Consider the following 7,730-nt stretch of genomic DNA (forward strand, 5'->3'; position numbering starts at 1 on the left):
CACTTCCTCAATGTTGAGTGGTCAGTACCCAGCAAGCGAGCTGCTTCACCAATCTTGACTAATCTCTTATCCATAGTATGAGATTATGATAGATAATCATAGATTACTCAATACTGTTTCAAACCCACTGATAAGAATGAGGCTACCAGGAATAGGAGCCGATTAATGGCCTCTCTTTTTCAGCTCTTCATCGCGCAATTCACGGCGAAGTATCTTACCAACATTCGTCGTTGGCAGCTCCTCGCGGAATTCGATCTGCTTGGGCACTTTATAGCCGGTAACGTGCTTGCGCAAGTGCTTGGTCACATGCTCTTCATTCATGGCCGGATTGGAGCTAACCACAAACATTTTGATGGCTTCACCGGTCTTATCATGGGGAACACCAATAGCGGCGCACTGATCGACATCGGGATGCATGGCCATTACTTCTTCCAGCTCATTCGGGTAAACATTAAAGCCGGAAATACAGATCATGTCTTTTTTACGATCCACAATCGTGACATAACCTTCATCATCAATGCGGGCGATGTCGCCTGTTTTCAGCCAGCCCTTTTCATCAATGGTTTCGTCAGTGGCGTCAACATTATCCCAATAGCCTTTCATGACCTGAGGACCTTTTACACACAGCTCTCCCACAGCATTGAGTCCCAAGTCATTGCCGTCGTCGTCAATCACTTTCAGTTCGCAGGACGGTACTGGGATACCGATAGAACCAAGCTTGATGCGATCCAGAGGATTAATGGTGACGACCGGTGAGGTTTCTGTCATGCCATAACCTTCACAGATTTTGCAGCCAGTGAGATTTTCCCAGCGCTCGGCCGTATCCATCTGCAAAGCCATCCCCCCCGAAACCGTATTTTTCAGATGGCTGAAGTCCATTTTACGGAACTCAGGGTTGTTCATCAGACCGACAAAGAGCGTATTAAGGCCAACAAACATACTGAATGGCTGCCCTTTGATGTCCTTCATAAAGGTTTTCATATCGCGGGGATTGGTGATCAGCAGATTATGAGCACCCACCAGCATGCCCACCATGCAATGAACGGTAAACGCGAAAATGTGATAGAGAGGCAGAGGGGCAATCAGAAGCTCTTTGCCATCATCCAGATTACGGGCCACCATGGCCTTAACCTGAAACATGTTGCTGAGAATATTGCGATGAGTCAGCATCGCTCCCTTGGCAACACCTGTCGTACCGCCTGTGTACTGCAAAACGGCTACTTCATCTTCTTCCTTGCGGGCATCGTGAGGAGCGTTCCGGGTACCCAGCTTCATGGCTTTGCTGAAACGGACTGAATCTTTGATATGGTAATCAGGTACCATTTTCTTAACGTACTTAACTGCCAGATTGACTACCGTTTTCTTCAACGGTGGCAGCATGTCCCCCACTTCGGTAATCACTACGGTTTCAATGGATGTTTTCGAGACCACCTTCTCGGCCATATGCGCCATATTGGCCAGAACAACTAAAGCCTTGGTACCGGAATCACTGAATTGATGTTCCATCTCCCGCTCGGTATACAACGGGTTGGTGTTTACAACCACCAGGCCCGCTCTGAGAGCGCCATAAACAGCAATGGGAAACTGCAGCAGGTTTGGCAGCATGATGGCAATGCGATCACCCGGCCTGAGATCGGTATGATTCTGAAGATAGCTGCAGAAACAGCCGCTCAGCTCATGAAGCTCTGAGTAAGTGATACTTTCACCCAGATTGCTGAAAACTGGCTTGTCTGCGTATCTGCGGGTGGCGTAATCCAGCACATCCAGAATGGAACGGTACTGCCCGGTATCAATTTCGGATGGCACGTCTTCAGGGTACTTGTCTTTCCAGAAACCACTGTGAATCACAGAGACCACCTCCACTGTACAAGAGAGCCCGGTTTGTTTTGCCCTAAAGTTGCCAAAAACATCACTAAGTCAGTTACCACTAATCTGTCACAGCTAAATCAGCCTGCCTTCTCTTTCGAAGCGAGGCGTTTTCTCACCCAGAATGGGGTGTCGGAGATTACCAGTTTTACGGTTTTCCGGATAGAGAGTCTTTAGAAAAAATCGGGAAATCATTTACTAATTGTTTCAATTTTGCCATAAAGTGTTCATTGATTATGCATCCTCAGAGTAACCCTCTACCGCATATCAAATACAGGGACTTATCCAATGCCCACGGCTAACGAGCAGAAGATCAACAATAAAGAGAGCAGCTCCACGGCATGAAAATACACACACTTAAAAGCGACGACCATACCATTCCTCTCTATTGCTGGAACGAACTTCCCGATGGTGTGAGTCGAAAAGGCATTGTTCACATCAGTCATGGTATGGCTGAATACGGACAGCGTTACCGCTCTTTTGCTGCAGAATTGAACCAGGCGGGTTTCATAGTCTTCGCCCATGATCATAGAGGCCATGGCGCCTGTATTGAACAAAACGGTGAAGGCTATTTCGCAGAGCAGCGCGGCTGGCATAAAGTGGTGGATGATCTGGCAATTGTCGTTGAGTTTGTTCAGAAGAAATTCCCCAGTGCTCCTCTTGTGCTCATGGGCCATAGTATGGGTAGCTATATTCTTCAGAGTTATCTGATCCATCATACTCCCCGGTTGGCCGGTACGATCCTCTCTGGCTCAAATTATGCCCCCAAGCTGTTACTGGAAGCCGGCCTGATGGTTGCCAAGGCCGAATGTCTCAGGCAGGGCAAAAAAGGCATAAGTCCCCTGATCAAGCAATTAACCTTTTCCAGCTATAACCGCCAATTCAAGCCAAACCGTACTGAATTTGACTGGCTGAGCAGAGACCCCCGGGCTGTTGATGATTATATCTCCGATACACTCTGTGGCTTCTCCTGCAGCAATCAGCTCTGGCACGATCTCTTCAAGGGATTGCTTCATATCAGCGCCATCAGCAATCTCAAGCAGATAGAGCCGGAGCTGCCTGTGCTGGTAATGGGAGGGGAAAAAGACCCTGTCAGTGCCCCCCAGGGGCAACAGAAACTTACCAAAGCATTACGGAAAGCCGGGTTAAAAAATGTCACACTGAGCCTGTATCCTGAAGGCCGTCACGAAATGCTGAACGAAACGAATTCTCAGCAAGTGATAACACGCCTGTTACAATGGATTAATCAAACAGCTATGAGCCGGGAATGCTGCCCAGAGAAAAACACCACTCCCGTGGTCTCAGAATCCTGAGTAACAGCATTTTCATACTCAATTTTTGTGGAATTGTCAGCCGGTAGTCTTTACTACCGCACTTTCTATGTAGTTTTGCCTTTAAGGGCCAATGATAATGCGTAAACTGGAAAACACCCCATTCAATGAGCTTAAAATCGGGGATAAAGAAACACTGACCCGTACTCTTAGCGAACAGGATCTTCTGCTGTTTGCCAAAGTATCCGGCGATACCAACCCGGTGCATCTGGATAAGGATTTTGCCGCTACTACCCAGTTTGAGGGACGCATTGCCCACGGAATGTGGACTTCATCCCTGATCTCCTGCGCTCTGGCCACCAAACTGCCCGGACCCGGTGGCATCTACCTGTCACAGGAAGTGAAATTCATGCGTCCTGTTAAAATTGGTGACACCGTCACGGTCGAGCTGGAAGTGGTAGAGATCAATGAACGTCGCAAGCGTGCAACGGTTTCCACTAATGTGGTCAATCAGGACGGCAAGACAGTAGTAAAAGGCAAAGCGGAAGTGATGCCCTCTGTTGAAAAAGTGGTTGTGGATGAATACCCGCTGCCTGACGTAGAGTTAATCAGCAGAGCCTGATTGCTTTTGAAAGCCGGTTCTATTCCGGCTTTCTTCCTGCTTCTCATTCTGTTCACTTAAATAACAACCATCCTCTGTGCACTCTTTTGGCCTCCCTGCCGCACAACTTTGGCAACCCTGTTCCAATAATGAACACCACTTGCCGTCGCTCTTCTGCTTATCTTTGAACCAGTGTATGGATCAATATCAAGCTGACAGGAATGATCATCCGTCCATCACTGAAAAGTCTTCATATTATTGAACCAGCGCACACTTATTCAAAAAAATATCCCTCTTTTTTCAAAAATTAAGTCAAACGATTGAATGAATTTTAAGCTTTTGTTTCATTTATATGAATCTTTCAATATTGCACTACTTCAGTGCAGCCTCTTTTGAAAGTAAGTGCTTATTGAGCTGGAAATATAATACAACTGTCGCTTTTTGGCAGAGAGATTATGCAACCAGCAAATTAATCGGCACTTCAGAGCAGTTTCATCTTTGCTTGTTTACGGCACCAGTAAACAAGCAAAAGAAATGAGATGGGACTGAAAACAATAAATAAAAATCACCTGAAGTTCGGGTTCTGGCTGCCTGATTCAAGAGCGCCAAAAGCACTGAACAAGGTGAGCATGACTGGAGCTAAAATAGCTATGTCATCTCTAAAAGAGCTGTTGTATAAAAAAAGCGACCGAATAATAAAGTCTGTTATTGCTGTATCTATCGCTTGTACGTTCAGTACTTCTTCCTTCGCACAAGGTCCGATCTTTCCTGTGCCTACCTGGCAATCGGATACCCCGGAAAATCATGGCTTTGATTCAAACCTGCTGCAAAATACCTCTAGTTATGCAGAGTCCATCAACTCGGATAGCCTTCTGATTATTCGCGATGGTTACATCGTCTGGGAAGAATACTGGAATGGACTGGCCGCAAATGACCCGCAAAAGAATATCTGGTCAGTCACTAAATCATTCACCGCTGCAGTGGTAGGTATTACCCAGAACAAGGGTTTTCTGAGTATTGACGACAAAGCCTCGGACTACATCTCACAATGGCAGGGTACAGCCAGCGACCCCGTGACTGTCCGCCAGCTTCTCGCCAATGACTCAGGACGATACTACAGCACCTTTGGCGATCTCTGGCACTTTCGAAAAGAAAACTCTGTGGGTAAGAGTGATATGACAGGACACGCCATCAATCGCTCACAGCAACACCCCCCCGGGACAGTATGGCGTTACAATGGACTGGCCATTCAATGTCTGGACAGGGTCGTCAGTGTTGCTACCAATGAAGATACTGCTTCTTTCGCAACGAATGAACTCGTCAACCCACTGGGCATGATCAATACCACTGTTTTTACCGACAACAGCGGGCAGATGATCATGCCATCCCATTTGCGAACCACATCCCGGGATATGGCAAGACTGGGGTACCTTTTCCTGAACGGGGGTAACTGGAACGGTCAACAGATTCTATCCCAGAACTTTGTTACCGAAGCAACATCGCCAGGCTCTTCACTCAATGCTGCTTACGGCTTTCTGTGGTGGTTAAACACCGGCCCCAATGACACTTGGCGACACCCTGCCATTAATAATCACGCGGCAAAAACAGGCGTTATCTTCCCGGATGCACCTGCTGATCTATATGCAGCATCGGGCAATAATGGCCAGGTCGTGATTGTCTCGCCTTCAGAAAATCTGATCATTGTTCGACAGGGACACCAGAGAATTAATGGTCCAGAGATCATCAACAACATGTATCGCGAAGTCGCTGATGCCATGACCCATTAAAAAGCCACGGGAACCGGGCATCTTGTTCGGTTCCTTCTTCTCATTGTCAGTCCTTTAAATGCTCCACGATAAAGCCGTTGACCAGTCTTTGCAGTATCTCCCCTCCTCTTTCATTCAAGTGAATACCATCGGAAAGCAGGTAATAGCCCATGGATAGGCCTATCTTGTTAAAGCTTTGACCCAGTACAAAACGCCTGAATACGGCTTTTACTTTTGTCTTTGCCCAGTCCTGACGGGCAAACCCTTGTTGTTGCATTCCGGCTTGCTTCACGACAGCTGTCATTTCTTCAAACAATGGCAGGTATTCTACAGCTTCTTCCTGCGCAATCTTTCTGACAATCTCACCATACTGCCCCACTTTGCCATGAGTCTCACCGGTCATGTTTTCACCCATAATCGGTGGTGAAATTAATGCAATGCTTGCCGAGGTTGACTGCTTTAGTTTCTGCACTGTCTGACGAAGCTGATCTTCATACCACTCAATATCAGGTCGCTGTGGTAATTGTTTGGCTTTGTATTGCTCATGCCCGTTTTCACAGAGCACAGCATTCACATCGTTGGTTCCAATCAATACGGTGACAAGAGAAGGTTTACAGTGAATGACGGGGTCTATGCGTTGTAAAAGGTTATAGGCCAGATCACTGTTAACACCGGCATTCACCAATGAAACCTGTTTTCCTTTATACGACTTTTCCAGAGCTTCCACATAATTATAAGAAACCGTACCATGGGTCAGACTGTCTCCCAGACAGGCAATAACCTTATGATCCGAATTCTTTTCCGATAAGAATCGATCAGGTCTGTTTCTGGGTAAGCGGGTGGCAGATGAATAAGCAGAGAAAAGAAGCACGCCTGTCGCAACAGGTATCAGCAGTAACAGGATCAACAAAGCTTATCTCCAGAATTGTTATTATTTTAAAGGCAAGAGAATTATAAAAGATCTGAGCACTGTACGTCAGTAATTAAATGATACGAAGGAGTGACACTCAGTAGATATATTCGGGAAACTCCATGGCTGGACCTTTCACGATTGCAAAAGCCTTAAAGGCTGCCAGAGATTCACGCGCTATACCTGATTTGACACTGCAGAGGTAACAGGGTCCTCGAACATTATCATTATCAATTTTTACTCCTATAACCTGGTACCCTTTCGCCAGAGCTTTCTCTACCCGATCCAGGCGAACAGACTTCTGATCATAACTACCACCTGACAAACTCGAATACGCTCTGTCAGGTTCAGAGGCCGTCACCTGATGAGCCTGATCAACATCAATACCGTATTGTTCTGCCTGTCTGTTCAGATGCTTCTGTTGATGTTCAAAAATAGTCATTTCAAGGCATTTTAAAGCGTCTTTTGACCTTTTCAGGCAAGCAACCTGCTCTTCATGATCGCCGGTACAACCGAGAATCTCTGCCAGCTTTCGAACTCGTTCCTCACAGCCTTCTGACAATACTTCATTAATCACTTCAGAGAACTGCCCCAATAAAAGGAAACGATTTATATAGGTTGGGGATACCGGCACAGGCCAATTCACCAGAAGACAGTCATCATTCCACTTGTGACAAAAAGGCTCTTCGATGGAATACCGATCCAGTGTGCTGTCCCATTCATCACCAAAAATCAGAAAAAACAGTAGATCCGCATCGAGCGCTCCATGGTGAGACGCTACATACTCAGAAAGAGCGTGGGATTGGACACCATGAGTCAGAAGAAAGTCGAGATTGGTGGGTTCTTCATAGTAGGGCAATCTGGAAGCGAAATAGTCACCTGCCATGTAGGGCATGAAACTGACAAACTCCACATTTCTTGAATAGCCTCCCGTTCCCCAGAGCTGAATATGACGAAGTTTTGCTTTTAAGCAGGAGTCTGACTGTGTACCATGAAAGTTATCCCCATGGGCCACTCTGTTCAGCTGAACACTGACAATCTTTTTTAGCTCAGAACTGGCATTGGAAGAGTCACTGGGAACTGAGCCACTTGAAGTCAGATATTCATAATCCGTCTGTTCAGCGCACTCATAAAGTAACGCCTCAAATCCTTCACACTCCTCTTTGTCAGTCAGCCCTCTGAGACTGCTCCCTAGGAGCCTGTCGGACTTACCACTGACCTACTGCGAAAAAGCCGGATTTGGCCATTTTTTATGATTCTTTTCGTTGAATAGCTCGCTATTCGCCTCAAATAATCATAAAAACTGTCTCAAACCG

6 protein-coding genes are annotated in these 7,730 nt (G+C 46.5%); 3 read left to right on the plus strand and 3 right to left on the minus strand.

Annotation, left to right across the window (positions count from 1 at the left end; genetic code table 11):
- Positions 1 to 162: 162 nt before the first annotated feature.
- A complete protein-coding gene (locus tag ACR2PX_RS04540; RefSeq protein WP_433998177.1) occupies positions 163 to 1,848 on the minus strand; it encodes an AMP-binding protein in 1,686 nt (561 codons plus the stop codon).
- A gap of 359 nt (positions 1,849 to 2,207) precedes the next feature.
- On the opposite strand from ACR2PX_RS04540, the gene ACR2PX_RS04545 reads away from it, so the two are divergent.
- The 3 genes from ACR2PX_RS04545 to ACR2PX_RS04555 all read left to right on the plus strand — a co-directional run bounded on the left by ACR2PX_RS04545 (position 2,208) and on the right by ACR2PX_RS04555 (position 5,525).
- Positions 2,208 to 3,179, plus strand: coding sequence for an alpha/beta hydrolase (locus tag ACR2PX_RS04545; RefSeq protein ID WP_433998178.1), 972 nt, complete (start codon positions 2,208 to 2,210; stop codon positions 3,177 to 3,179).
- 97 nt (positions 3,180 to 3,276) lie between these two features.
- Entirely contained in the window at positions 3,277 to 3,759 is a 483-nt protein-coding gene (locus tag ACR2PX_RS04550; protein ID WP_433998179.1) for a MaoC family dehydratase, read from the plus strand.
- 518 nt (positions 3,760 to 4,277) lie between these two features.
- On the plus strand, positions 4,278 to 5,525 hold the full coding sequence (locus ACR2PX_RS04555) for a serine hydrolase domain-containing protein (RefSeq protein WP_433998180.1): 1,248 nt from the start codon (positions 4,278 to 4,280) through the stop codon (positions 5,523 to 5,525).
- Between the two features lie 46 nt (positions 5,526 to 5,571).
- On the opposite strand, the gene ACR2PX_RS04560 is transcribed toward ACR2PX_RS04555, so the two are convergent.
- Together ACR2PX_RS04560 and ACR2PX_RS04565 are read right to left on the minus strand one after the other, a co-directional pair.
- Complete coding sequence (locus ACR2PX_RS04560) at positions 5,572 to 6,414, minus strand: SGNH/GDSL hydrolase family protein (RefSeq protein ID WP_433998181.1); 843 nt, start codon at positions 6,412 to 6,414, stop codon at positions 5,572 to 5,574.
- Positions 6,415 to 6,511: 97 nt separating this feature from the next.
- Positions 6,512 to 7,309: a hypothetical protein gene (locus ACR2PX_RS04565; RefSeq protein ID WP_433998182.1), complete on the minus strand. Its 798-nt coding sequence runs from the start codon at positions 7,307 to 7,309 to the stop codon at positions 6,512 to 6,514.
- Between the last annotated feature and the right edge of the window lie 421 nt (positions 7,310 to 7,730).

It is taken from the genome of Endozoicomonas sp., from assembly GCF_051008435.1.
In the GTDB taxonomy this organism is placed as follows: Bacteria; Pseudomonadota; Gammaproteobacteria; order Pseudomonadales; family Endozoicomonadaceae; genus Endozoicomonas_A.

Excerpts from the sequence above, each read along its gene's own strand:
- ACR2PX_RS04545 (WP_433998178.1), top strand. The coding sequence starts at position 2,208 with ATGAAAATACACACACTTAAAAGCGACGACCATACCATTCCTCTCTAT.
- ACR2PX_RS04550 (WP_433998179.1), top strand. The coding sequence starts at position 3,277 with ATGCGTAAACTGGAAAACACCCCATTCAATGAGCTTAAAATCGGGGAT.
- ACR2PX_RS04555 (WP_433998180.1), top strand. The coding sequence starts at position 4,278 with ATGGGACTGAAAACAATAAATAAAAATCACCTGAAGTTCGGGTTCTGG.
- ACR2PX_RS04565 (WP_433998182.1), bottom strand. The coding sequence starts at position 7,309 with ATGCCCTACATGGCAGGTGACTATTTCGCTTCCAGATTGCCCTACTAT.